The organism is Streptomyces sp. NBC_01334, from assembly GCF_035983595.1.
GTDB lineage: Bacteria > Actinomycetota > Actinomycetes > Streptomycetales > Streptomycetaceae > Streptomyces > Streptomyces coriariae.
Genome location: NZ_CP130718.1, coordinates 2,774,772 through 2,799,022 on the forward strand (window position 1 = coordinate 2,774,772; position 24,251 = coordinate 2,799,022).

Below are 24,251 nucleotides of genomic sequence, written 5' to 3' on the forward strand. Positions count from 1 at the left end.
GTGTGTGTCGGACACTGTCGCCGTGGGGGCAGGGACGGTCAGTCGGCTGCGGGACCGTTGTGGCTGGTCGCGCCCGCGCGGCGGTGGCCGCACATCCGAAAGAGCCCCGCGCCCCTGACGGGGCGCTGCCATCGCATGCCGTTCACCTGGCCGGGTTCGTCTCCGATGACGTACCGCACGCGCCGGCCGTGCACCCGGCGTGCGGGCGCGCGGCAGCCACGGGGGCGGCAGCCGCGCGCGAGGCGGGCGTACCTGTCCATGGCCGTCTTCGTGGGTGTCATCGGAGCCGATCCTACCGGGGGATCAGCCGCGGCCGTGCCGGAGTGCGGGGTGCTCGCCCGCCGCCACCAGGTCGGCCACCGCCGTCTTCGGGTCGCGGCCCGTCACCAGGGACTCGCCGACCAGGACCGCGTCGGCGCCGGCGTTGGCGTACGCGATGAGGTCGTGCGGGCCCCGGACGCCGGACTCGGCGACGCTGACGACGTGGGCCGGGATCTCGGGGGCGACGCGCTCGAAGGTGCCCCGGTCGACCTCGAGGGTCTTCAGGTTGCGCGCGTTGACACCGATCACCTTGGCGCCCGCGTCGACCGCGCGCTCCACCTCGTCCTCGTCGTGGACCTCGACGAGCGGGGTGAGGCCGATGGAGACGGCGCGCTCGATCAGCGACTCGAGGGCCGGCTGTTCGAGGGCGGCCACGATCAGCAGCGCGAGGTCGGCGCCGTACGCGCGGGCCTCCCACAGCTGGTACGAGGTGACGATGAAGTCCTTGCGCAGCACGGGAATGTCGACCCGCGCGCGTACCGCCTCGAGGTCGGCGAGGGAGCCGCCGAAGCGGCGCTGTTCGGTGAGGACGGAGATGACGGCCGCGCCGCCCGCCTCGTAGTCCGCGGCCAGTCCGGCCGGATCGGCGATCGCGGCCAGCGCGCCCTTGGACGGGCTGGAGCGCTTGACCTCGCAGATGACCTTGACGCCGTCGCCCCGGAGCGCGGCCACCCCGTCCTTGGCGGCGGGGGCCTTCGCCGCGCGCTCCTTGAGCTCGTCGAGGCTGACGCGCGCCTGCCGCTCCGCGAGGTCGGCACGGACTCCGTCGATGATCTCGTCGAGCACACTCACGCGAGCGGCCCCCTTCCAGCGGTTGAGAGACGGTTGACAGTTCCAGCGACCAGTAGAAAAGAGGTGGTCACTGCGATGGTATCCGGAGGAAGGCGAAGGCCTCACATCCGGTTGACGCCGGTCCCACTACCTGGACATTCGTCGGTTGATCAAGGATGCAGCCAGCCACCGAACGGCAGGTTCCGGACAACCGTGAAGACCAGCACGAACGCGCCCAGCGTCCACAGCTGCACCGAGGTCGGTTGCACGCGCGCGGGGCGTCCGCGCACCGCACGGACCACCCAGACGGTCCACACCACCGCGAAGCCCAGATAGCCGACGACGGCCAGTGCGTTGTCGTGCAGGGCGGCGGCGAGGTCCCCGTGCACGAAGGCGTGCGCGCTGCGCAGTCCGCCGCAGCCCGGGCAGTACAGGCCCGTGAGGCGCAGGAGGGGGCAGACCGGGTAGTGGCCGGGCTCGTTGGGGTCGACGGTCCCGACGTACGCGAAGGCGCCGACGACGGCCGTGAGGATCCCGGCGGGCACCGCGAGTCGTCCGAGCACGGTTCCCGGGGGTGTCGGGGGTGGCCGGGGCGTCACCCGCCGGCTGTCGGCGTTCACGCCTCGCATTGTGCCCCGCCGGGGCGCCGCGCGCGCGTGAGGGGCGGCCGGTGTGCACCGGCCGCCCCTCACGAGGTCCTGCGGAAGTCCTGCCGAGGTCTCCGGGGCTCAGGCCTCGGCGGCCGCCGGCTCGCGGGTGGCCGTGACCTGGTGCACCGGGTGGGCCTCCTTCGGCATGCCGAGGCCCATCGAGCGCATGATGCCGCCGACGACACCGCCGAGGGCCACGATCGCCATGCCGGCCCAGAAGCCGAGCGGCTCGGCCATCACCATGAACGCGCCCGCGACGGTGAACCCGATGAAGACGATGGTGACACCGGTCCAGGCGGCCGGGGTGTGTCCGTGGCTGCTGCCCGCCATGACTTGCTCCTCATTGCTGTCTCTGTGTCCGTCCGAGCCGGACGCTCGTCGTCCATTGTCCCGTACCGGCGCGCGTCGCGGACGCGGGGGTGGCCTCCCGGTCGCGTCTGATTCACCACATCGGGAACCGCGCGACCGGACGTCGGCCGGCTCCGCGCGAGGCCGGATTCAGGCGGGATCCGCGCCCGTCGGATCCTCGCCCCGGTCCAGCGCCTTCCACATGTCCTCGGGCCGGTCCGGGTCGACGGGCCTGGCCGCACGCCGGGGGCGCGGGGTGCCGTCGCGTTCGTAGCGGCCGGACATCGCGGGCCACAGGCGGCCGTAGCGCAGGGCGAGCAGGCCGGCCAGCAGGATCAGGGCGCCGCCCGCGGCCGCGGCGTAGGGCCAGGCGGTGTGGCTGAAGGAGGCGACGGTCGCCGAGGTGTCGCCGGAGGCCCGGGCGGCCTGCTCGTCGAGCGAGGAGCCGTCGGAGGCGCCGAGCAGGGCGGCGACCATGATGCCGGCGCCGGAGAGCGCGAGCAGCGCGGAGACCGCGAAGCGGCCGGTCCTGCGGACGGCGAAGACGGCGACGAGCGCGGCGAGGGCCGCTATGGCGAGCGCCGCGGGCACGCCCGTCACGTCGCTGCCCCTGGCGGTCAGCGGGAAAGCGCCGCCGGCCACCGTGGCCGTGCCCTCCGACCAGCGCTGCCGGGTGGACAGCAGGGTCACGGCCGAGCCCAGCGCGCCGAACAGCAGGGCGAGCGCGAGGCTTCGGCGGCCGGACCCGGCGGGGGCGGCGGCTTCGGATCGGGGGTGCGGAACAGCAGTCACGTACTCCACTATCGCCTGAACCCCGGGCGAACCGTCACCCGGGGTTCACGTGAGACGCGTCCTATCTTCGAAAGGTGACCCGGCCGTCTGTCCGGAAGCGCCCTATTTCGCCAGTCGGTTGGCGGTGTGGACGGCGCGCAGGACCGCCGCCGCCTTGTTGCGGCACTCCTGGTCCTCGGCGACCGGGTCGGAGTCGGCGACGATGCCCGCGCCGGCCTGGACGTAGGCGGTGCCGTCGCGCAGGAGGGCCGTACGGATGGCGATGGCGGTGTCGGAGTCGCCGGCGAAGTCCAGGTAGCCCACGCAGCCGCCGTACAGGCCGCGCCGGGACGGCTCCAGTTCGTCGATGATCTGCATGGCGCGCGGCTTGGGGGCGCCGGAGAGGGTGCCGGCGGGGAAGCAGGCGGTGAGGACGTCGAAGGCGGTGCGGCCCGCCGCGACCTTCCCGGTGACGGTCGAGACGATGTGCATCACGTGGGAGTACCGCTCGACGGACATGAAGTCGACGACCTCGACCGAGCCCGGTTCGCAGACCCGGCCCAGGTCGTTGCGGCCGAGGTCGACGAGCATGAGGTGCTCGGCGCGCTCCTTGGGGTCGGCGAGCAGTTCGTCGGCGAGGGCCTGGTCCTCCTGCGGGGTGGCCCCGCGGTGCCGGGTGCCGGCGATGGGGTGGACCATGGCGTGCCCGTCCTCGACCTTGACGAGGGCTTCCGGGGAGGAGCCCACGACGTCGAAACCGTCGAAGCGGAACAGGTACATGTACGGGGACGGGTTCGTCGCCCGCAGCACCCGGTAGACGTCCAGCGCGCTCGCCGTGCACGGCGTCTCGAAGCGCTGGGAGGGGACGACCTGGAAGGCCTCGCCCGCGCGGATGCGCTCCTTGATGTCCTCGACGGCTCCCTGGAAGTCGGGGCCGCCCCACAGGGCGCTGTACTCGGGGAGTTCGGAGGGCGGGAGGACGGCCGGGGGCTGGGCGACCGGGCGGGAGAGGTCGGCCTCCATGGCGTCCAGCCTGGCCACCGCGTCCGTGTAGGCCTCGTCTACGCCCGTGTCGAGGTCGTTGTGGTTGATCGCGTTGGCGATCAGCAGGACCGAGCCCTCCCAGTGGTCCATGACGGCGAGGTCGCTGGTCAGGAGCATGGTCAGCTCGGGCAGCCGCAGGTCGTCGCGGTCGCCGGGGCCGATCTTCTCCAGGCGGCGCACGATGTCGTAGCCGAGGTAGCCGACCATGCCGCCGGTGAAGGGCGGCAAACCCTCCTCGTGGGGGGTGTGGAGGGTCTCGATGGTGGCGCGCAGGGCGGCGAGCGGGTCGCCGTCCACCGGGACGCCGACGGGAGGGGTGCCGAGCCAGTGGGCCTGGCCGTCGCGCGCGGTGAGGGTCGCGGCGCTGCGGACGCCGACGAAGGAGTACCGAGACCACGAGCGGCCGTTCTCCGCGGACTCCAGGAGGAAGGTTCCGGTGCGCTCGGCGGCGAGCTTGCGGTAGAGCGCGACCGGGGTGTCGCCGTCGGCGAGGAGCTTGCGGGTGACCGGAATGACGCGGCGGTCGGTGGCCAGCTTGCGGAACGTCTCGAGGTCCATGGCGGCTGACCTTACTGATCCGTGGCGGGTACGCCGGAATCGGCGTTCTCGACCAGCACGTCGGCGTCGAAGCAGGTGCGCGCTCCGGTGTGGCAGGCGGCGCCGACCTGGTCGACCTTGACGAGCACCGTGTCGGCGTCGCAGTCGAGGGCCACGGATTTCACCCACTGGAAGTGGCCGGAGGTGTCGCCCTTGACCCAGTACTCCCGGCGGCTGCGCGACCAGTAGGTGCAGCGGCCGGTGGTGAGCGTGCGGTGCAGCGCCTCGTCGTCCATCCAGCCGAGCATGAGCACCTCACCGGTGTCGTACTGCTGGGCGATGGCGGGGACGAGCCCGTCGGCGCTGCGCTTGAGGCGCGCGGCGATCCGGGGGTCGAGGTTGCTGGGCTGGGGCGTGCTGGTCATGTCTGCCATTGTGCCGCGCGCCACTGACAGTGACGGGCCGCGTCCACTGGATGGGAAGGAGCGGCGCGAAAGCGACACGGTGAGGGATGGTGGTCGGGCGACGGGTGGGCGGACCTTCCGCGCAGTCGTAGGCTGACGGCATGTCGACTTTCGCCAAGCGTGAACGACTTCTTCTCGCCGACCTCTTGGAAACGGCGGGCCCCGAGGCCCCGACCCTCTGCGAGGGCTGGCAGACCCGGGATCTCGCGGCACACGTGGTGGTGCGCGAGCGCCGCCCGGACGCCGCCGGGGGCATTCTGATCAAGCAGCTCGCGTCCCGCCTGGACAAGGTGATGGAGGAGTTCGCCGCCAAGCCGTACGAGGAGCTGATCCAGCTGATCCGCACGGGTCCGCCGCGCTTCTCGCCCTTCCAGCTCAAGCAGCTCGACGAGGCGTCCAACACGATCGAGTTCTACGTCCACACCGAGGACGTCCGTCGCGCCCGGCCGGACTGGACGCCGCGCGCGCTCGACCCGGTCTTCCAGGACGCCCTGTGGACGCGCCTGGAGCGCACCGCCCGCCTGATGGGCCGCGGCACCCCGACCGGTCTGGTGCTGCGGCGCCCGGACGGCCGCACGGCGGTCGCCAACCGGGGCACGCCGGTCGTGACGGCCACCGGGGAGCCGTCGGAGCTGCTGCTGTTCCTGTACGGCCGGCAGAGCGCCGCGGAGGTGGAACTGGACGGCGAGAAGGAAGCGATCACCAGGCTGCACGGCGGAAAGCAGCTCGGAATCTGAGAGGCCGCACATGATCAAGGTCGCCATGACGAGCGTGTACGTCGACGACGTCACGAAGGCGCACGCGTTCTACACCGAGGTCCTGGGGTTCGAGACGCGTCTGCACATGGATCTGGGCGAAGGCACGCTGTTCGTCACCGTGGGCGCGGCGGAAGGGGCCCAGCGGGATCTCCAGCTGCTGCTGGAGCCCGGCCGGGGCCCCATCGCGGAGCCGTACCGGGCGGCCCTGCGGGAGGCGGGGCTGCCGTGCATCGTCTTCTCGGTCGACGACCTCGATGCGGAGTACGAGCGGCTGCGGGGGCTGGGTGTGCGTTTCACCCATCCCCCGCAGGACCAGGGCCCGGTCGTCGCGGCCGTCCTGGACGACACGGTGGGCAACTTCGTGCAGCTGACCCAGCCGAAGGGCTGAGTCAGCGCACGGGGTGGCCGGTCTCCCGCAGCGCGTCCTTGACCTGGCCGATCCGCAGGTCGCCGAAGTGGAACACCGACGCGGCGAGCACCGCGTCCGCGCCCGCCTCGACGGCCGGCGGGAAGTCGGCGAGCTTGCCGGCGCCGCCGGAGGCGATCACCGGGACCGTCACGTGCTTGCGCACGGCGGCGATCATCTCCAGGTCGTAGCCGTCCTTCGTGCCGTCCGCGTCCATCGAGTTGAGCAGGATCTCGCCCGCGCCCAGCTCGGCCGCGCGGTGCGCCCACTCGATGGCGTCGATGCCGGTGCCCTGGCGGCCGCCGTGCGTCGTCACCTCGAAGGTCCCCGCGGGGGTCCGCCGGGCGTCCACCGAGAGCACCAGCACCTGGCTGCCGAACCGCTCGGCGATCTCCTTGATCAGCTCCGGGCGGGCGATGGCGGCCGTGTTGACGCCCACCTTGTCCGCTCCGGCCCGCAGCAGCTTGTCGACGTCCTCCGGGGTGCGTACCCCGCCGCCGACCGTCAGCGGGATGAACACCTGCTCGGCGGTGCGGCGCACCACGTCGTAGGTCGTCTCGCGGTTGCCCGACGAGGCGGTGATGTCCAGGAACGTCAGCTCGTCGGCGCCCTCGGCGTCGTACACCTTGGCCATCTCGACGGGGTCGCCCGCGTCGCGCAGGTTCTGGAAGTTGACGCCCTTGACGACCCGGCCGTTGTCCACGTCCAGGCAGGGGATGACTCGTACGGCAAGGGTCATGCCGAGGACCCTCCTCGATAGGCCTCCACCTCGACCTCGACGACCAGACTGGGGTCCACGAGGCCGGAGACGATGAGCATGGACGCGGCGGGCCGGACGGTCTCGAACAGCTCCTTGTGGGCGCGTCCGACGTCGTCCACGTCCCGCGCGTGGGTGAGGTACATGCGCGTGCGCACGACGTCGTCGCGCCCGAGGCCCAGCTGCTCCAGCGCCGCGAACGCGACACCGAAGGCGTTGACCGTCTGCTCGTAGGGACCGCCGCCGGCGATCTCGCCGTCCACGATCGATGTGCACCCGGAGACCAGCACCAGGCCGTTCGGCAGCTCCACCGCGCGGGAGTACCCGAAGGTCTCCTCCCAGGGCGCGCCGGTCGTGATGCGTCGTACCTCGCTCACCGGGCGACCGCCTCCAGGGCCTCTTCCAGGGTGAACGCCTCGGCGTACAGGGCCTTGCCGACGATGGAGCCCTCGACGCCGAGGGGCACCAGCTCGGCGATGGCCCGCAGGTCGTCGAGGGAGGACACGCCGCCCGAGGCCACGACCGGCCGGTCCGTCACGGCGCACACGTTCTTCAGGAGCTCCAGGTTCGGGCCCTGGAGCGTGCCGTCCTTGGCGATGTCGGTGACGACGTAGCGCGCGCAGCCCTCCTTGTCGAGACGCGCCAACGTCTCGTAGAGGTCGCCGCCGTCGCGGGTCCAGCCGCGGCCGCGCAGGGTCGTGCCCCGTACGTCCAGGCCGACCGCGATCTTGTCGCCGTGCTCGGCGATGACCTCGGCGACCCACTCGGGGGTCTCCAGGGCGGCCGTGCCCAGGTTGACCCGGGTGCAGCCGGTGGCCAGGGCGGCGGCGAGCGTGTCGTCGTCGCGGATGCCGCCCGACAGCTCCACCTTGATGTCCATCGCGCCCGCGACCTCGGCGATCAGCGCGCGGTTGTCGCCGGTGCCGAACGCGGCGTCCAGGTCGACGAGGTGCAGCCACTCGGCGCCCGAGCGCTGCCAGGCGAGGGCGGCCTCGAGCGGGGAGCCGTAGGAGGTCTCGGTGCCCGACTCGCCGTGCACGAGGCGGACGGCCTGGCCGTCGCGGACGTCGACGGCGGGGAGGAGTTCGAGCTTGCTCACAGTGTTCCGATCCAGTTGGTGAGGAGCTGGGCTCCGGCGTCGCCGGACTTCTCGGGGTGGAACTGCGTGGCCCACAGGGCGCCGTTCTCCACGGCGGCCACGAACGGCTTGCCGTGCGTCGACCAGGTCACCTTCGGCGCCCGCAGCAGCGGGTTGTGCACGTCGAGGGACCAGTCCTGCACCGCGTAGGAGTGCACGAAGTAGAAGCGCGCGTCCGCGTCCAGTCCGGCGAACAGCTCGGAGTCGGCCGGGGCGTCGACGGTGTTCCAGCCCATGTGGGGCACGATCTCGGCCTGGAGCGGCTCGACCGCGCCGGGCCACTCGTCGAGGCCCTCGGTCTCCACGCCGTGCTCGATGCCTCGCGCGAACAGGATCTGCATGCCGACGCAGATGCCCATCACGGGGCGCCCGCCGGACAGCCTGCGGCCGATGATCCAGTCGCCGCGGGCCTCCTTCAGGCCTCGCATGCAGGCGGCGAAGGCGCCGACGCCCGGCACCAGCAGCCCGTCGGCGTTCATGGCCGTGTCGAAGTCACGCGTGATCTCGACGTCGGCCCCGGTGCGCGCGAGGGCCCGCTCGGCGGAGCGGACGTTGCCGAAGCCGTAGTCGAAGACGACGACCTTCTTCGGGCTCTTCGGGGTGCTGCTCAATTCCACACCTCCAGCCGCACTACGCCGGCGACGAGGCACATCGCGGCGCCGATCGAGAGCAGCACGATCAGGCTCTTCGGCATCTGTTGCTTGACGAAGGAGTAGATGCCGCCGACCAGGAAGAGGCCGACGACGATCAGGATGGTCGACAGTCCGCTCATGGTTCTACAGGGCGCCCTTCGTGGAGGGGAGGATGCCGGCCGCGCGCGGGTCGCGCTCGGAGGCGTAGCGCAGGGCCCGGGCCAGCGCCTTGAACTGGCACTCCACGATGTGGTGCGCGTTGCGCCCGTAGGGCACGTGCACGTGCAGCGCGATCTGCGCCTGGGCGACGAAGGACTCCAGGATGTGCCGGGTCATCGTGGTGTCGTACTCGCCGATCATCGGCGCCATCTTCTCGGGCTCGGTGTGCACGAGGTAGGGCCGGCCGGAGAGGTCGACGGTGACCTGGGCGAGGGACTCGTCCAGCGGGACCGTGCAGTTGCCGAACCGGTAGATGCCCACCTTGTCGCCGAGGGCCTGCCTGAAGGCGGCGCCGAGCGCGAGGGCGGTGTCCTCGATGGTGTGGTGGGAGTCGATGTGCAGGTCGCCGTCGGTCTTCACGGTCAGGTCGAACAGACCGTGCCGGCCGAGCTGGTCGAGCATGTGGTCGTAGAAGCCGACGCCGGTCGACACATCGACCTTGCCGGTGCCGTCGAGGTTGATCTCGACGAGGACCGACGTCTCCTTCGTCGTGCGCTCTGTGCGTCCTACGCGGTTCATGGCCTCTGCTCCTTCTTCACATCACGGACCGCGTCGAGGAACGCGTCATTCTCTTCGGGGGTACCGGCGGTGACCCGCAGCCAGCCGGGCACGCCGTTGTCCCGGACCAGGACGCCCCGGTCGAGGATCTGCTGCCAGACCGTGTGGGCGTCTTCGAACCGCCCGAACTGCACGAAGTTGGCGTCGGACGCCGTGACCTCGTAGCCGATCGCGAGCAGCTCGGTGACCAGCCGGTCGCGCTCCGACTTGAGCTGCTCGACGTACTTCAGCAGCGTGTCGGTGTGCTCCAGGGCGGCCAGCGCGGTCGCCTGGGTGACGGCCGACAGGTGGTACGGCAGCCGGACGAGCTGGACGGCGTCCACGACCGCCGGGTGCGCGGCGAGGTAGCCGAGGCGCAGGCCGGCCGCGCCGAAGGCCTTCGACATGGTGCGCGAGACGACGAGATTCGGCCGACCTTCGAGCAGCGGCAGCAGTGAGTCGCCGTGGCTGAACTCGATGTACGCCTCGTCCACGACGACCATCGACGGCTTGGCGCGCTGCGCGGCCTCGTACAGCGCGAGGACCGTCTCGGCCGGGACCGCGGTGCCGGTGGGGTTGTTGGGGGTGGTGATGAAGACGACGTCGGGCCGGCGCTCGGCGACGGCCTGCTCGGCGGCCGCCAGATCGATGGTGAAGTCCTCGTTGCGGGGACCCGAGATCCAGCCGGTTCCCGTGCCGCGCGCGATGAGCCCGTGCATCGAGTACGACGGCTCGAAGCCGATCGCGGTGCGGCCCGGTCCGCCGAAGGTCTGGAGCAGCTGCTGGATGACCTCGTTGGAGCCGTTGGCGGCCCACACGTTCGCCGGGCCGACCTCGTGCCCGGAGGTGTCCGTCAGGTACTGCGCGAGCCGCGTGCGCAGCTCCACGGCGTCCCGGTCCGGATAGCGGTTGAGGTTGCGGGCCGCCTCGCGCACCCGCTCCGCGATCCGCTCGACGAGCGCCTCGGGCAGCGGGTAGGGGTTCTCGTTGGTGTTCAGCCGTACGGGGACGTCCAACTGGGGCGCGCCGTAGGGGGACTTGCCGCGCAGCTCGTCCCGTACGGGGAGATCGTCGATTCCGAAGCTCACTTGCTCGCCGGTACCTTCCAGTCGAACCGCGCCTTGATCGCCGCGCCGTGCGCGGGCAGGTCCTCCGCCTCCGCCAGCGTCACCACGTGCCGCGCGACCTCGGCCAGCGCGTCCCGCGAGTAGTCGACGATGTGGATGCCCCGCAGGAAGGACTGCACGGACAGCCCGGAGGAGTGGCAGGCGCAGCCGCCCGTCGGCAGTACGTGGTTGGACCCGGCCGCGTAGTCGCCCAGGGACACCGGCGCCCAGGGGCCGACGAAGATCGCGCCCGCGTTCTTCACCCGGTCGGCCACGGCGGCCGCGTCGGCCGTCTGGATCTCCAGGTGCTCGGCGCCGTACGCGTCGACCACCCGCAGGCCCTCGTCCACGCCGTCGACCAGCACGATCGCGGACTGCCGGCCGGCGAGCGCCGGGACGATCCGGTCCTCGATGTGCTTGGTGGCCGCGACCTGCGGCTCCAGTTCCTTGGCGACCGCGTCCGCGAGCTCGACGGAGTCGGTGACCAGGACGGCGGCCGCGAGCGGATCGTGCTCGGCCTGGCTGATCAGGTCGGCGGCGACGTGCACCGGGTCGGCGCTCTCGTCGGCGAGGACCGCGATCTCGGTCGGTCCGGCCTCCGCGTCGATGCCGATCTTGCCGGCGAAGTAGCGCTTGGCGGCGGCGACCCAGATGTTGCCGGGGCCGGTGACCATGTTGGCGGGCGGGCAGGACTCGGTGCCGTACGCGAACATCGCGACGGCCGTGGCGCCACCGGCCGCGTACACCTCGTCGACGCCGAGCAGGGCGCAGGCCGCGAGGATCGTCGGGTGCGGCAGGCCGCCGAACTCGGACTGGGCCGGGGAGGCGAGCGCGATGGATCCGACGCCGGCTTCCTGCGCCGGCACGACGTTCATGACCACGGAGGACGGGTAGACCGACCGGCCGCCGGGCGCGTACAGCCCGACCCGCTCGACCGGCACCCACTTCTCGGTCACCGACCCACCGGGCACGACCTGGGTCGTGTGCGTCGTACGGCGCTGTTCGCGGTGGACGAGACGGGCGCGGCGGATGGACTCCTCCAGGGCCGCGCGGACGGCCGGGTCGAGCCGCTCGAGCGCGTCGGCGATCGCCGCTGCCGGCACGCGTACGGATTCCAGCCGCACCCCGTCGAACTTCTCGGCGAAGTCGATCAGCGCCGCGTCGCCCCGATGATGCACGGCCTCGCAGATCGGACGCACCTTCTCGAGGGCGGCCGAGACGTCGAAGTCGGCTCGGGGCAGCAGGTCGCGCAGGGCGGGTCCCTCGGGGAGGGCGTCGCCGCGCAGATCGATTCGGGAGATCACGCCGTCAATTCTCTCAGACCGGGATCGGGCGTCGTTCGCGCGTATCAATGGCTGATACAGAACCTGGCCGGAATCCGGAAGATCGGCTTCGGGTGTGGCGTTCGGGGGTCGCCCACCGGGCATGAACAGCTGTGCGAAATCGGTGAGTGACGAAGTGGGTGACGAGCGTGACCGAGGGGGCGGACAGCCGCGCGGGAGACCGTCCGGGCGATCTGCCGGACGACCTGACCGCCGCCGAGGCCGGCATGTGGCAGGCCTTCCGCAACGGCAGCGTGTACGACCTGAGCAGCGGGGACACGGTCGTCGACGACCCGCACGGCGGGCATCCGTGGGGCGCGTCGCGGACCGTGCGGGCGCGGATCGTCGCCTGGCTGCTGCTGGACGGGCCGCCCGCGCTGGCCGGCCGGGTCGCCTCGCTGAAGCTGGTGGGCGTGCAGGTCAGCGGCACCCTGGACCTCGCGGGCGGCACGGTGGTGCCGTACCTGGAGATGAAGCGCTGCCGGTTCGAGCGGGAGGTGCTGCTGCCTGAGGCCCGGTTCACGACCGTGCGGATGGTGGACTGCTCGGTGCCGCGGCTGGAGGCGGCCCGGGTGCACACCGAGGGCGATCTGCACCTCCCGCGCTGCCGCTTCCACAACGGCGTGCGGCTCACCGACGCGCACATCGGCACCGACCTGCTGCTCAACCAGGCGATCGTCTACCGCGACCGCAGCGGCCGCTCGATCGCCGCCGACGGCCTGACGGTCGGCCAGGACCTCCAGGCCGAGCTGCTCGAATCGCACGGCGAGCTGAGCCTGCGCAGCGCCAAGATCGGCGTGTCGCTGAGCCTGCGCGGGGCGCGGCTGGCGAACCCTTACACCCGGCTCGCGCTGAACGCGCCCCAGCTGACGGTGGAACGCTCGCTCTACCTGACCCCGGCCGGTGTCGGCGGCCAGGCGCTGAGCGGCACGACACCCGCGCGCGGGACCCGCATCCAGCGCTTCGAGTGCCGGGGCGGGGTGCGGCTGGACGACGGGCGGTTCGGGGACGCCGTGGACCTGGAGCGGGCCCGGTTCGTGTTCACGGAGGACCAGGAGCTGTCGCTGCGCCGGGTGCAGACGCCCGAGCTGCGCTTCCTCGGGGAGCGGCCGCCGCGCGGCAAGGTGGTGCTGTCGGGCGCCCGGGTGATCAACCTGGTGGACCGGGCGAGCGCGTGGCCGGGCCCCGGCAGTGTGCACATGGGTGGCTTCGCGTACGAGAACCTGGTGCCCCAGGGCCCGTTCCCGCTGGCCGAGCGGCTGCGCTGGGTGGCCGCGGCGACCGCCGAGTACGCCCCGGAGCCGTACGAACGGCTGGCCAGCGTGCTGCGGGCCGGCGGCGAGGACGAGGACGCCCGCGAGGTACTGCTGGCCAAGCAGCGCCGGCGCCGCGAGACCCTGCCCCCGGCCGCGAAGCTCTGGGGCTACGTCCAGGACTGGACGGTCGCCTACGGGTACCGGCCGGGCCGCGCGGCGGTGTGGATGGCGGTGCTGTGGGCGGCGAGCTCGCTGGCCTTCGCGCACGCCGCGCATCCGCCCGTCCACCGGGACGGGCACCCGCCCTGGAATCCCGCCCTCTTCGCCCTCGACCTGCTGCTGCCGGTCATCGACCTCGGGCAGGTCGGCGAGTGGCGGCTGCGCGGCGGCTGGCAGTGGCTGTCGTCCGCGCTGATCCTGCTCGGCTGGATCCTGGCGACGACGGTCGCGGCGGGGGCCACGCGGCTGCTGCGCCGGGGATGACCGGTGGACAGCGGGCTCACGTGCCGTCGCCCACAGTCACCTTTTACCGCTCCTTGACCGTACGGTGTACAACTTTCGTGAAGGTGCCGGAACCCTCTGGCGCAATCTGAACCCGCGGCTTTTCAATGGGCGACACCATGGCTCTGCTGCCCCCGTTCATTCGCGCCTCCCGGGCATCCCGGACGGCACGGAACGCCGCCGCCCCCCACAGCGCCGCCGGGCTCCCCGCCGACGACGAGGTGCTCCTCGACGTGCCCGACGACCGACTCGGGCCCGCCCTGGTCGCCGCCGGACTGGGCGCCTACGCGCCCGCCGCCCAGCTCATGGCCCAGACCCGGGAACGGGCCGAGTGGGAGTACCGGGACCGGTACGCCACCCGGCTGGCGTCCTTCGCGCACTCCCGGTCGGAGTGGTTCGAGGAGTGGTGCGCCGCCGCCCCGCGCGACCCGGACGTGCTGCTCGTCGCAGCCCAGCTCGCGGTGCACCGGGCCTGGCGCTCACCGGCCCGCGCCGAGCTGCTGCGCGAGGTGAGCCCGCTGATCACGGCCGCCGCGCAGAGCGACGTCCGCGACCCGGTGCCGTGGCGGATCGCCCTGGACCACGCGCGCGGCACCCGCGCCGGACACAAGTACTTCGGCGAACTGTGGTCGGCCGCGGTCCGCCGCGCCCCGCACCACTACGGCTGCCATGTCGCCGCCAAGCGCTATCTCGCCGAGTCGTGGCACGGCTCCCACCGGGAGTGCTTCGACTTCGCCGACCGTGCCGCGCAGGACGCGCCGGCCGGCTCCCTCGTCCAGGCGCTGCCGACGCGGGCCGCCTTCGCGTACCTGACCGACGGCTGCGGGCCCGAGGTACCGCGCGAGCGACTGGACGCGGCGGCCGACCGCGCCATCGCGCTCTCCGCCCGTTTCCCGTCCGTCGACCCGTGGCCGGCCGAGATCCGCAATGTGCTGACGTACGTCCTGGTCCGCCTGGACCGCCACGACGACGCCCTCACGCAACTGCGTCTGGTCGGCCCCTACGCCACGTCCTTCCCCTGGGGCCGGCTGTCGGACGACCCGCTCGGCCACTTCCTGGCGGTACGCGAGGAAGTGCGCTCGGGGCCGTCCGAGCGGCCCCCCTGGCGTCCAGGTATCGGGCACGGCGAACGAGCCCACTCCAGGGACCACTAGGCTTCAGCGTCGTGACCACCGTCCGTCTGCCGCTCTTCCCCCTGAACTCGGCGTTGTTCCCGGGGCTCGTGCTCCCGCTCAACGTCTTCGAGGAGCGCTATCGCGCCATGATGCGCGACCTGTTGAAGACCCCCGAGGACGAATCACGCCGGTTCGCCGTCGTGGCCATCCGCGACGGCCATGAGGTGGCCCCGAGCTCCCACGGCCTGCCCGACCAGACCGCGCTGCCCGAGCGCGGCCCCGCGGCCGGCTTCGGCGACGCCCCGCTCAAGGCGTTCCACGACGTCGGCTGCGTGGCCGACGCGGCGACGATCCGCGAGCGCGCCGACGGCACCTTCGAGGTGCTGGCGACGGGCACGACCCGAGTGAAGCTGCTGTCGGTGGACGCGTCGGGCCCGTTCCTGACCGCCGAGCTCCAGGAACTCCCCGAGGACCCGGGCGACGAGGCGGGCGCTCTCGCGGAAGGCGTGCTGCGCGCCTTCCGCCAGTACCAGAAGCGCCTGGCGGGCGCCCGCGAGCGCTCACTGACCACCGGCGCGGATCTCCCGGACGACCCGTCCGTGGTGTCGTACCTGGTGGCGGCCGCGATGATGCTGGACACCCCGACCAAGCAGCGCCTGCTCCAGGCCCCCGACACGGCCTCCCGTCTGCGGGACGAGCTGACACTGCTGCGCGCGGAGACGGCGATCATCCGCAGCCTGCCCTCGCTGCCCGCGTCGGACCTGACGCGCGGCCCGACCAGTCTCAACTGAAGGCCCGCATGGCGAAGAAGCCGAAGAAGCAGCAGTCCGCAGGAACGCCCGCGACGGTGGCCCTGACGGCGGCGGGCGTGGACTTCACGGTCCACGCCTACGACCACGACCCGAGCCACCCGTCCTACGGCGAGGAGGCGGCCGAGGCGATGGGCGTCTCCCCCGACCGGGTCTTCAAGACCCTGGTCGCGGACGTGGACGGCGCGCTGACGGTGGCCGTGGTCCCGGTGGCCGGCTCCCTGGACCTGAAGGCCCTGGCGTCGGCGGTGGGCGGAAAACGGGCGGCGATGGCCGACCCGACCCTCGCGGAACGCACCACGGGCTACGTCCGGGGCGGCATCTCCCCCCTGGGCCAGCGCAAGAAGCTCCCCACGGTCCTGGACACCTCGGCCTCGACCCACCCCACGATCTGCGTCTCGGCGGGCCGCAGAGGCCTGGAGGTAGAGCTCTCCCCGACGGACCTGGCCGGCCTCACGGGGGCGGTACTGTCCGAGATCGCCCGCGCCTGAACAGCCCGTCCGGCGTTTGAGGACGAGGCCGTCCAGCCCGAAAGCGGGGGTCTGGGGCCGCAGCGGGCGGCGGGGCGAGAAGGCCCCGCTAGCCCATCGGCGCCCCGTACCCGTCCTTCGGCAGACCCACCTGCGCCTGATACGGATCGGGATCCCGAGGCCCGAACAACGCCGTGAGCCCCAGATGCACCAGCGCCGCGGCGAACGACCACGCCAGCAACGCCCCCTTCGCCTCGAGCTTCAGCGGCGCCGAGAACGTGACCCCCTTGCCCGCCGACCGCGCATGCGCGATCACGTCGGAGTCGGGCCCCAGCCACATCCCCAGCCGCCACGCCAGCAACGACCCGAGGAACCCCCCGACGGCGAGAGCGATCACCAGCGGCACTCCACCGCGCCGCCGCCACAGGAACACGGCCGCGGCGCTCACGGCCCCGCACGCCAGGGCCAGCAGCGTGAACGTTCCGTCCACACCGATCGCCTGCTCCCCCTCGGTGTCCTTGAAGTAGACGACCCAGTTGTCGTCCACCAGGTCACCGACGAGCGGCACCTTGGGCGCCAGCCACACCCACAGCAGCCCGAGCAGCGCTCCGGCGAGCGCGACCGCCACCGTGATGACGGCGGCTTCGCGCAGTTCGGTCTTCATGCCGGGCCCGTCCTGTCCGTACGCGACGTCATGGGGCGCGGTGGCCACCCCCGCGTACCCGCCGGGCGGCGGAGGCCAGGCCGTGTGCGAGGAGGGTTCGTGCGGCGGCGGAGGCGGAGTCAGCGGTGCGGTCACTCTGACATCGTGCCAGGCGCGCCTGTGCCGCGCGTCACCGGACGGCGGCTCGGCGGTACGCCCAGGTGGCGACGGCCAGCGAAACGACGCCGACCCCGGCGCACACGGCGAGGTCGGCGAGGACGAACGCCCAGTCGGGACTCGCCCGGAAGGTCCGGGCGAACGCCTCGACCCCGTACGTCGACGGCAGCAGATCGCGGGCGAAGCGCACCGCCTCCGGCATCCGGTCCGGCGGCAGCACACCCAGCAGCAGCGCGGCGGACATGCCGAGCTGCCCCAGCACGGTGGCCAGCTCCGGCCGCGGCGCGAGCAGCCCGAAGGCCGCGCCGAGTCCGGACAGCGCGGCGCCGGCCAGCGGGATCACGGCAGCGAGGATCCACAGATGGGTGAGCGGCAGCCCGAACAGCACGCAGCCGAAGACCGCGGTCACCAGGGTCCCCGGCACGGTGAAGGACGCGTACGCCCCCGCCGCCCCGAGCACCACGGCCGCGGGCGGTACCGGAAGGGTCGCGTAGTGGTCCAGCCCGCCGCTCGCCCGCAGCTGTCCGAAGTACTGCGCGAGCAGGTTCAGCGCGACGAACGCGACGACGAGGACCGCGGAGCCCGCCACCACGGCCTCCGCCTCGCGGCCCCCGTCCACCACCCCCCGCATCATGATCAGGATGCCGACCGACTGGAAGGTCGCCACGAACAGCAGCGGGATGCGCGCCACCCGGGCCCGGGACAGCTGTGCCCGGTACACGGCCACCAGCGACGGCCACAGCCGCGCGCGGGGGGCCAGCTCGGCGGCGGCACGGGGCACCGTCTGTGTGACGGGCCGGGCGCTTCCCGGCAGAACCTCGGCGGGTACGACACTCACGTGACGTTGCTCCTCTTCCCTACGGTTCCCCTACCGTCCCATACGGGCCTGGAGGCCCGCTCGCTCACCTCGGCGCCCCACGCTCTCGCCGCGCTCAAGCCCGCACCAGCCCCTGCCGTGCCGCCCCGCCCAGCGCCAGATAGACGTCCTCCAGGCTCGGTGTGGCCAGCGTGAAGTCGTCAAGGGCCGCGAAGGCGGCTCCGCCGGTGACGGTGGCGACGACCGCGCGGGCCTCGTCGGGCGCCAGCCGCAGGGTCCAGCGGCGGCCCGACTCCACGGCCCGCTCGCGCAGCGCGGCGACCTCGGGCACGTCCAGCGGCGCCCGCTCGCGCCACACCAGTTCGACCCGCACCTCGTCGGCGACCTGCTCCTTGAGCCCCGTGGGGGTGTCGCAGGCGATGACCCGGCCCTGGTCGATGACGGCGACCCGGTCGAGGACGGTCTCCGCCTCGATGACGTTGTGGGTGACGAGCAGCACGGTCGTCCCGCGCTCGGCCCGCCGCCGGTCCACGGAGGCCCACACCGCCCGCCGTGCCACCGGATCCATCCCGGTGGTCGGTTCGTCCAGCACGAGCAGGGGGCGCTCCCCCACCAGCACGGCGGCGAAGCAGGCCAGCCGGCGCTGTCCGCCGGACAGCTTGCGCAGCGGCCGTCCGGCGATCGGCGTGAGACCCAGCTCGTCGAGGACGGCGTCCCGCTCCCGGCGGGCCGCGCGCACGTCGAGGCCGCGCAGCCGTCCGGTGGTCTCGGCGGCCAGCGAGACGGTGAGGTCGTCGAGGGCGGTGGACTCCTGCCCGAGGTAGGCGAGGATCCGCGCGGCCCGCTCGGGGTGGCGCACGATGTCGTGCCCGAGGATCTCCACGCTGCCCGAGTCGGGCCGCATCAGCCCGGTCATCTGCCGTACGAGGGTGGTCTTCCCTGCGCCGTTCGGGCCGAGCAGCCCGAAGATCTCACCGCGCCGGATGTCCAGCCGTACGTCGTCGGTGGCCCGGACCTCGGGTGTCGCGGGAGTGCCGCGCCGGCCGCGGACCGCCGGATAGGTCTTGGTCAGCCCGCGCACGGCACACACGACCTCGTCCCTGTGCCGAATGGGCGGTGCCGCGCGCGTACTCACAAGGGACGAGACTACGGGGTCACGGACCGTCGCTCGCCGTCGGGGCGTCCCGGGCGGCCGGTTCAGTCCGCGGCCGGAGCGTGCTCGGCGGCCGTCCGTACGTCGATCTCGCGCCAGAATCCCGCCCGGATGGCGTACCGGTCGTGTTCGTCGATCTGGTCGTCCTTGTGCGCGAGCAGCCCGAAGCGGGCCGCGTACCTCAGCAGCTCGCCGTCGATGCGGTGCGGGATCCGCGGGTACATGCCCGACAGCTTCTGGAGCTGGCCCTGCTCGCCGAGGCGCGCCATCCACCGGCGGGCGAAGACCTGCCCCACCTCGAACGGGTCGCCGCCGACGGTGGTGATGTCCTCCTCGCGGTCGGCCCACCGCTGCTCCGCCGTGGTGAGCTGCGCGAGCGTCGGCATCGCGGCGACCTCGGAGGGCTCGGCGGGGATCCCGGGACGGTCGACCCAGCCCTTGTCGGAGGACCAGCGCAGGGTCGCCGTGGTGGGGTGCTGGGCGGCCTGGGCGCCGGGTGCGCGCAGGGCGGCCAGGTCCTTGGGGGTCGGCACGCCCCCCTTGGGCGCGGGAACGCGCTCCTCGGTGCCGTTCTCGGAGGCGCCGGCCGCGGAGGCGTGCTCGGCCTCCTCGGCGTTGCGCTCGGAGGGCCGGGCGAGGCCGGAGTCGGGCAGCGGCGCGGAGAGGATCGCGGCGATCTCGGGCCGGGGCGCGGGCGGCGACGCGCAGGCGCCGCCGACCTCCTTCGCGCGTACGGCCTTGGTGATCCAGATGCGGTCCAGGACGCGCCGTTCGTCGGCCTCGGCGACCAGGTCCTCGGACTGGTTGTAGTCGCCGTCGGCGGCCTGGACGGCCCACAGGTGGACGGCGACGCCGTGCTCCTTGGCGGCCATCATGCCGGGCAGCAGATCGCCGTCGCCGGTGACGAGGACCACGTCGGAGCAGGCGCGGTTGCGGGCCAGCTCGGTCAGCTCGGCGTGCATGGCGGCGTCGACGCCCTTCTGGGCCCAGCGGCCGTCGCTGCGGGTGAGCGCGCCCAGCCGGACGGTCACCCGCGGCATCACACGCAGTCTGCGGTGTTCGGGCTGGGGGACGCGGTCCGGGGCGCCGTCGAACCAGTAGATGCGCAGCAGCGGTCGTTCGGTCTCGGACTCGGCCTGTTCGCGCAGGCCCTGGACGAGGGCGGAGTGGTCGACGGTGATTCTCGATCGCGAGGGCTCTCCGGCGAGGAGGCTGGCGGCGGCCCCCAGCAGATACCCGGCGTCCACCAGGACGATGCAGCGGTCCACACGACTCACCCTCTTTCCGGGAGGTTTGCATCGGGCTTTCTTCGAGTCTGCCCGACCACGCGGAGGTTAACGGCCGGAACTCGATCTTCGGCGTGGCGTTTCGGGGGCTTGCGCTCCGACAACCCCTGTTACAGACGGTAATTATCCGAAATGCGTTGTAAGTCAGCCTATGTGAGTCTGGTCCCGTCGATGGCCCCCAGATCCCCCCAGGAGGCAGATCACCATGGCCAAGAACAAGAAGCAGGAGCGTAAACAGCCGCAGTCCGAGCGTGGTCAGCAGGCGGCCCAGCAGTCCTCGATGGAGTCGCAGGCCGAGCAGCGCATCGCGCAGGTCACGCCGGCCGATGTCGCCCGCAAGGGCAGGCAGAAGCGCTTCGGCCACAACTGACATCCGGGCGACGGGCCGTTGCGGCTCGCACGCACCGAGGGGCGCATCCGGTACCGGATGCGCCCCTCGTAGGTTTCTTCCCCCGTCGGTCTCCCGCGGTGTCCCGTGGATCTCCCGCGGTCTCCCGTCTTCTGCCGCGCTCAGCCGGCCAGGCAGGCCGGGCCGAGCAGCACCTTCAGATCACCGAACAGCGCGGGGTCGGGCTTGACCCGGTGCCGGTCCAGACGCAGGACGGTCGTCTTGGTCGGGCCCTGGAGCCTGATCCGGACCTCGCTGTCACCCCGGTGGTGCGTGAGGATCTCCCCCAGGCGGTTGATCATCGGCGGGGTGACCCGGGTGGCCGGGATGGTGAGGATCACGGGGGCGTTGGTGCCCGCGTTCGACAGGTCGGGGACCTGGAGCTCCATGGCGACGAGCCGCGGCACGTCCTCCCGCTTGTCGAGGCGGCCCTTGACGAAGACGACGGCGTCCTCGACGAGTTGGGTCGAGACGAGCTGGTAGGTCGCCGGGAAGAACATGCACTCGATGGAGCCCGCGAGGTCCTCGACGGTGGCGATCGCCCAGGCGTTGCCCTGCTTGGTCATCTTCCGCTGGAGACCGGAGATGATGCCGCCGATGGTGACGACCGCGCCGTCCGCGTGCTCACCGCCGGTGAGCTGGGCGATGCCCGCGTCGGCCTTGTCGGACAGCACGTGCTCCAGGCCGAAGAGCGGGTGGTCGGAGACGTACAGACCGAGCATCTCCCGCTCCTGGGCGAGCAGATACGTCTTCTCCCACTCGTCGGTCGTGAACTCGACGTCGAGTCCGAAGCCGGGCTCGCTCGTCTCCTCCTCGCCCATGCCGCCGAAGAGGTCGAACTGGCCCTCGGCCTCCTTGCGCTTGACCGCGACCACGTTGTCGATCATCGGCTCGAAGTGCGCGGTGAGGCCCTTGCGGGTGTGCCCCAGGGTGTCGAACGCGCCCGCCTTGATCAGCGACTCCGTGGTGCGCTTGTTGCACGCGACCGCCTCGACCTTGTCGAGGTAGTCGGGGAAGGAGCCGTACTTGCCCTTGGCCTTGCGGCTCCTGATGATCGACTCCACCACGTTGGTGCCGACGTTGCGCACGGCTTCGAGGCCGAAGAGGATCACGTCGTCGCCCTGCGCGGCGAAGTTGTGGACCGACTCGTTGACGTTCGGCGGGAGCACCTTGATGCCCATGCGGCGGCACTCGTTGAGGTAGACGGCCGACTTGTCCTTGTCGTCCTTGACCGAGGTGAGCAGTCCGGCCATGTACTCGGCGGGGTGGTTCGCCTTCAGGTAGGCGGTCCAGTACGAGACCAGGCCGTACGCGGCGGAGTGCGCCTTGTTGAAGGCGTAGCCGGCGAAGGGGACCAGCACGTCCCACAGGGCCTTGATCGCCTCGTCGCTGTAGCCCTTCTTCTTGGCGCCCTCCTGGAAGAGGACGAAGTTCTTCGCCAGCTCGTCGGGCTTCTTCTTGCCCATCACGCGGCGCAGGATGTCGGCCTCGCCGAGCGAGTACCCGGCGATGATCTGGGCGGCCTTCTGCACCTGCTCCTGGTAGACGATCAGGCCGTAGGTGACCGCCAGGACCTCTTCGAGCGGCTCCTCGAGCTCCTTGTGGATCGGGGTGATCTCCTGGAGCTTGTTCTTGCGGAGCGCGTAGTTGGTGTGCGAGTCCATGCCCATCGGGCCGGGACGGTAGAGCGCCGAGACGGCGGAGATGTCTTCGAAGTTGTCGGGCTTCATCAGGCGCAGCAGCGAGCGCATGGGGCCGCCGTCGAACTGGAAGACGCCGAGGGTCTCACCGCGCTGGAGGAGTTCGAAGGTCTTCGGATCGTCGAGCGGCAGGGCCAGCAGGTCGAGGTCGACGCCCTTGTTGGACTTCACCATCTTTACGGCGTCGTCCATGATCGTCAGGTTGCGCAGGCCGAGGAAGTCCATCTTCAGCAGGCCGAGCGACTCGCACTGCGGGTAGTCCCACTGGGTGATGGTCACGCCGTCCGTGTGCCGCACCCAGATGGGGGCGTGGTCGACGATGGGCTCGCTGGACATGATCACGCCGGCCGCGTGCACACCCATCTGCCGGACCAGGCCCTCGACGCCCTTGGCGGTGTCGATGACCTTCTTGACGTCCGGCTCGTTCTCGTACATCGCGCGGATCTCGCCCGCCTCGCTGTAACGCGGGTGCGAGGGGTCGGTGATGCCGTTGAGGTCGATGCCCTTGCCCAGGACGTCGGCGGGCATGGCCTTGGTGAGGCGGTCGCCCATCGCGTACGGGTAGCCCAGCACGCGCGCGGAGTCCTTGATGGCGTTCTTCGCCTTGATCTTGCCGTAGGTGCCGATCATGGCGACCTTGTCGGCGCCGTACTTCTCGGTCACGTACCGGATCACCTCGACGCGCCTGCGCTCGTCGAAGTCGATGTCGACATCGGGCATGGAGACGCGCTCGGGGTTGAGGAACCGCTCGAAGATCAGGCCGTGCGGGATCGGGTCGAGGTCGGTGATGCCCATCGCGTAGGCGACGATCGAGCCGGCCGCGGAGCCACGCCCCGGACCGACCGCGATGCCCTGGTTCTTCGCCCACATGATGAAGTCGGCGACGACGAGGAAGTAGCCCGGGAACCCCATCTGGATGATGACGTCCATCTCGTACTCGACCTGCTTCTGCCGGTCGTCGGGGACGCCGCCCGGGAAGCGGCGGTCCATGCCCCGGCGGACCTCCTCCTTGAACCAGGTGACCTCGGTGAAGCCGTCGGGGATGTCGAACTTCGGCATGAGGTTCTTCGCCTCGAACATGCCGGTGGTGTCGATCTGCTCGGCCACCAGGAGGGTGTTGGCGCAGCCCTCCTGCCAGGCGTCCGAGGAGTCGATGGCGTACATCTCGTCCGTGGACTTCAGGTAGTAGCCGGTGCCGTCGAAGCGGAAGCGGTCCGGGTCGGAGAGGTTCTTGCCGGTCTGGATGCACAGCAGCGCGTCGTGCGCGGTCGCCTCGTGCGCGTACGTGTAGTGCGAGTCGTTGGTGACCAGCGGCGGGATGCCGAGCTTCTTGCCGATCTCCAGGAGGCCGTCGCGGACCCGGCTCTCGATCTCGATGCCGTGGTCCATCAGCTCCAGGAAGTACCGGTCCTTGCCGAAGATGTCCTGGTAGTCGGCCGCCGCCTTCAGCGCCTCCTCCTTCTGGCCGAGGCGCAACCGGGTCTGGAGCTCGCCGGAGGGGCAGCCGGTGGAGGCGATGAGCCCCTCGGACCACTGGGAGATCGTCTCCTTGTCCATCCGGGGCCACTTCTGTAGCCAGCCCTCGGCGTACGCGTCGGAGGAGAGCTTGAAGAGGTTGTGCAGGCCCGTCGCGTTGGCCGCCCAGATCGTCTTGTGGGTGTAGCCACCGGAACCGGAGACGTCGTCGCGCTTCTGGTGCGGCTGGCCCCACTGGATCTTGCGCTTGTTGCGCCGCGACTCGGGGGCGACATACGCCTCGATCCCGATGATCGGGGTGACTCCGGCCTTCTTCGCGGTGTGGAAGAAGTCGTACGCCCCGTGCAGGTTGCCGTGGTCGGACATGGCGATGTGGGTCATGCCCATCTCGTTGCACGCGTCGAACATGTCCTTGAGCCGCGCGGCACCGTCCAGCAGCGAGTACTGGGTGTGGACGTGCAGGTGCGTGAACGGCGGCTTTGACACGGCTGCGGCCTCCAAGGGAAACAAACGGCGACGGGTGTCCCACCGGTTACGGACGGATCGGGGGACAGCGTCGAAGTCTATGCCTCGCGACTGACACCCGGGCTCGTTCCCCACGTACCTTCACGGGTGAGGCCGCGGGCACTTTCGTCCGGCCCCGCCCGTTGGATGCGACAGAAACGCTGTCGTACATGTC

27 protein-coding genes are annotated in these 24,251 nt (G+C 71.6%); 7 read left to right on the plus strand and 20 right to left on the minus strand.

The genetic code is table 11. The features are described 5' to 3' along the window. Positions 1-38: 38 nt before the first annotated feature. From trpM to hisI, 7 genes are all read right to left on the minus strand, one after another. On the minus strand, positions 39-281 hold the full coding sequence (gene trpM, locus OG736_RS12605) for a tryptophan biosynthesis modulator TrpM (RefSeq protein WP_327182514.1): 243 nt from the start codon (positions 279-281) through the stop codon (positions 39-41). 22 nt (positions 282-303) lie between these two features. Next, complete coding sequence (trpC, locus tag OG736_RS12610) at positions 304-1,113, minus strand: indole-3-glycerol phosphate synthase TrpC (RefSeq protein WP_028806852.1); 810 nt, start codon at positions 1,111-1,113, stop codon at positions 304-306. Positions 1,114-1,262: 149 nt separating this feature from the next. Beyond that, on the minus strand, positions 1,263-1,721 hold the full coding sequence (locus OG736_RS12615) for a DUF2752 domain-containing protein (protein WP_327182515.1): 459 nt from the start codon (positions 1,719-1,721) through the stop codon (positions 1,263-1,265). A gap of 99 nt (positions 1,722-1,820) precedes the next feature. After that, positions 1,821-2,072, minus strand: coding sequence for an HGxxPAAW family protein (locus OG736_RS12620; protein ID WP_020129886.1), 252 nt, complete (start codon positions 2,070-2,072; stop codon positions 1,821-1,823). 168 nt (positions 2,073-2,240) lie between these two features. Then, positions 2,241-2,891: a TIGR02234 family membrane protein gene (locus tag OG736_RS12625; protein ID WP_327182516.1), complete on the minus strand. Its 651-nt coding sequence runs from the start codon at positions 2,889-2,891 to the stop codon at positions 2,241-2,243. 93 nt (positions 2,892-2,984) lie between these two features. Beyond that, complete coding sequence (locus tag OG736_RS12630; RefSeq protein ID WP_327182517.1) at positions 2,985-4,463, minus strand: anthranilate synthase component I; 1,479 nt, start codon at positions 4,461-4,463, stop codon at positions 2,985-2,987. 11 nt (positions 4,464-4,474) lie between these two features. After that, the gene (hisI, locus tag OG736_RS12635) at positions 4,475-4,867 is read right to left on the minus strand and encodes a phosphoribosyl-AMP cyclohydrolase (RefSeq protein ID WP_327182518.1); all 393 of its coding nucleotides are present in this window, start codon (positions 4,865-4,867) and stop codon (positions 4,475-4,477) included. A gap of 140 nt (positions 4,868-5,007) precedes the next feature. On the opposite strand from hisI, the gene OG736_RS12640 reads away from it, so the two are divergent. Together OG736_RS12640 and OG736_RS12645 are read left to right on the plus strand one after the other, a co-directional pair. Then, on the plus strand, positions 5,008-5,643 hold the full coding sequence (locus OG736_RS12640) for a TIGR03085 family metal-binding protein (RefSeq protein ID WP_327182519.1): 636 nt from the start codon (positions 5,008-5,010) through the stop codon (positions 5,641-5,643). 10 nt (positions 5,644-5,653) lie between these two features. Further along, the gene (locus OG736_RS12645) at positions 5,654-6,052 is read left to right on the plus strand and encodes a VOC family protein (protein WP_327182520.1); all 399 of its coding nucleotides are present in this window, start codon (positions 5,654-5,656) and stop codon (positions 6,050-6,052) included. A 1-nt stretch (position 6,053) separates the two neighbouring features. Here the strand turns inward: OG736_RS12645 and hisF are convergent, their stop codons facing one another. From hisF to hisD, 8 genes are read right to left on the minus strand one after another with little or no spacing between them, the layout of a single operon-like run. Then, entirely contained in the window at positions 6,054-6,809 is a 756-nt protein-coding gene (hisF, locus tag OG736_RS12650) for an imidazole glycerol phosphate synthase subunit HisF (RefSeq protein WP_327182521.1), read from the minus strand. Beyond that, positions 6,806-7,204, minus strand: coding sequence for a RidA family protein (locus OG736_RS12655; protein ID WP_314222595.1), 399 nt, complete (start codon positions 7,202-7,204; stop codon positions 6,806-6,808). The genes hisF and OG736_RS12655 overlap by 4 nt, the downstream gene beginning before the upstream one ends. Beyond that, positions 7,201-7,926: a bifunctional 1-(5-phosphoribosyl)-5-((5-phosphoribosylamino)methylideneamino)imidazole-4-carboxamide isomerase/phosphoribosylanthranilate isomerase PriA gene (gene priA / locus OG736_RS12660; protein WP_314222596.1), complete on the minus strand. Its 726-nt coding sequence runs from the start codon at positions 7,924-7,926 to the stop codon at positions 7,201-7,203. The genes OG736_RS12655 and priA overlap by 4 nt, the downstream gene beginning before the upstream one ends. Beyond that, the gene (gene hisH / locus OG736_RS12665) at positions 7,923-8,576 is read right to left on the minus strand and encodes an imidazole glycerol phosphate synthase subunit HisH (RefSeq protein WP_442817027.1); all 654 of its coding nucleotides are present in this window, start codon (positions 8,574-8,576) and stop codon (positions 7,923-7,925) included. Before hisH ends, priA begins: the two co-directional genes overlap by 4 nt. Further along, positions 8,573-8,737, minus strand: a complete 165-nt coding sequence (locus tag OG736_RS12670; protein ID WP_020129896.1) for a CG2302 family histidine operon protein — start codon at positions 8,735-8,737, stop codon at positions 8,573-8,575. The genes hisH and OG736_RS12670 overlap by 4 nt, the downstream gene beginning before the upstream one ends. Before the next feature lie 4 nt (positions 8,738-8,741). Next, the gene (gene hisB / locus OG736_RS12675; RefSeq protein WP_057599520.1) at positions 8,742-9,335 is read right to left on the minus strand and encodes an imidazoleglycerol-phosphate dehydratase HisB; all 594 of its coding nucleotides are present in this window, start codon (positions 9,333-9,335) and stop codon (positions 8,742-8,744) included. After that, positions 9,332-10,441: a histidinol-phosphate transaminase gene (locus tag OG736_RS12680; protein ID WP_327182523.1), complete on the minus strand. Its 1,110-nt coding sequence runs from the start codon at positions 10,439-10,441 to the stop codon at positions 9,332-9,334. The genes hisB and OG736_RS12680 overlap by 4 nt, the downstream gene beginning before the upstream one ends. After that, complete coding sequence (hisD, locus tag OG736_RS12685) at positions 10,438-11,763, minus strand: histidinol dehydrogenase (RefSeq protein WP_327182524.1); 1,326 nt, start codon at positions 11,761-11,763, stop codon at positions 10,438-10,440. Before hisD ends, OG736_RS12680 begins: the two co-directional genes overlap by 4 nt. 167 nt (positions 11,764-11,930) lie before the next feature. Here hisD and OG736_RS12690 point away from each other — a divergent pair, with 167 nt between their 5' ends. From OG736_RS12690 to ybaK, 4 genes are all read left to right on the plus strand, one after another. Beyond that, positions 11,931-13,520: an oxidoreductase gene (locus tag OG736_RS12690; protein WP_327187596.1), complete on the plus strand. Its 1,590-nt coding sequence runs from the start codon at positions 11,931-11,933 to the stop codon at positions 13,518-13,520. A gap of 125 nt (positions 13,521-13,645) precedes the next feature. Beyond that, positions 13,646-14,692 carry a hypothetical protein gene (locus OG736_RS12695; RefSeq protein ID WP_327182525.1) on the plus strand — a complete coding sequence of 349 codons (1,047 nt, stop codon included), beginning with the start codon at positions 13,646-13,648 and terminating at the stop codon, positions 14,690-14,692. A gap of 11 nt (positions 14,693-14,703) precedes the next feature. Next, positions 14,704-15,444: an LON peptidase substrate-binding domain-containing protein gene (locus OG736_RS12700; protein WP_327182526.1), complete on the plus strand. Its 741-nt coding sequence runs from the start codon at positions 14,704-14,706 to the stop codon at positions 15,442-15,444. A gap of 8 nt (positions 15,445-15,452) precedes the next feature. Continuing rightward, the gene (gene ybaK / locus OG736_RS12705; RefSeq protein ID WP_327182527.1) at positions 15,453-15,953 is read left to right on the plus strand and encodes a Cys-tRNA(Pro) deacylase; all 501 of its coding nucleotides are present in this window, start codon (positions 15,453-15,455) and stop codon (positions 15,951-15,953) included. A gap of 88 nt (positions 15,954-16,041) precedes the next feature. Here ybaK and OG736_RS12710 read toward each other — a convergent pair whose 3' ends face one another. From OG736_RS12710 to OG736_RS12725, 4 genes are all read right to left on the minus strand, one after another. Continuing rightward, entirely contained in the window at positions 16,042-16,731 is a 690-nt protein-coding gene (locus OG736_RS12710) for a DUF2567 domain-containing protein (RefSeq protein WP_327182528.1), read from the minus strand. 34 nt (positions 16,732-16,765) lie between these two features. After that, on the minus strand, positions 16,766-17,590 hold the full coding sequence (locus OG736_RS12715) for an ABC transporter permease (RefSeq protein WP_327182529.1): 825 nt from the start codon (positions 17,588-17,590) through the stop codon (positions 16,766-16,768). A 94-nt stretch (positions 17,591-17,684) separates the two neighbouring features. Further along, positions 17,685-18,659 carry an ABC transporter ATP-binding protein gene (locus OG736_RS12720; RefSeq protein WP_057599528.1) on the minus strand — a complete coding sequence of 325 codons (975 nt, stop codon included), beginning with the start codon at positions 18,657-18,659 and terminating at the stop codon, positions 17,685-17,687. A 107-nt stretch (positions 18,660-18,766) separates the two neighbouring features. Further along, the gene (locus OG736_RS12725) at positions 18,767-19,990 is read right to left on the minus strand and encodes an NYN domain-containing protein (RefSeq protein ID WP_327182530.1); all 1,224 of its coding nucleotides are present in this window, start codon (positions 19,988-19,990) and stop codon (positions 18,767-18,769) included. A gap of 223 nt (positions 19,991-20,213) precedes the next feature. Here OG736_RS12725 and OG736_RS12730 point away from each other — a divergent pair, with 223 nt between their 5' ends. Then, positions 20,214-20,378 (plus strand): hypothetical protein, encoded by a 165-nt coding sequence (locus OG736_RS12730; RefSeq protein ID WP_020129908.1) that lies wholly within the window; start codon positions 20,214-20,216, stop codon positions 20,376-20,378. A 140-nt stretch (positions 20,379-20,518) separates the two neighbouring features. Here the strand turns inward: OG736_RS12730 and dnaE are convergent, their stop codons facing one another. Further along, on the minus strand, positions 20,519-24,058 hold the full coding sequence (dnaE, locus tag OG736_RS12735; protein WP_327182531.1) for a DNA polymerase III subunit alpha: 3,540 nt from the start codon (positions 24,056-24,058) through the stop codon (positions 20,519-20,521). Between the last annotated feature and the right edge of the window lie 193 nt (positions 24,059-24,251).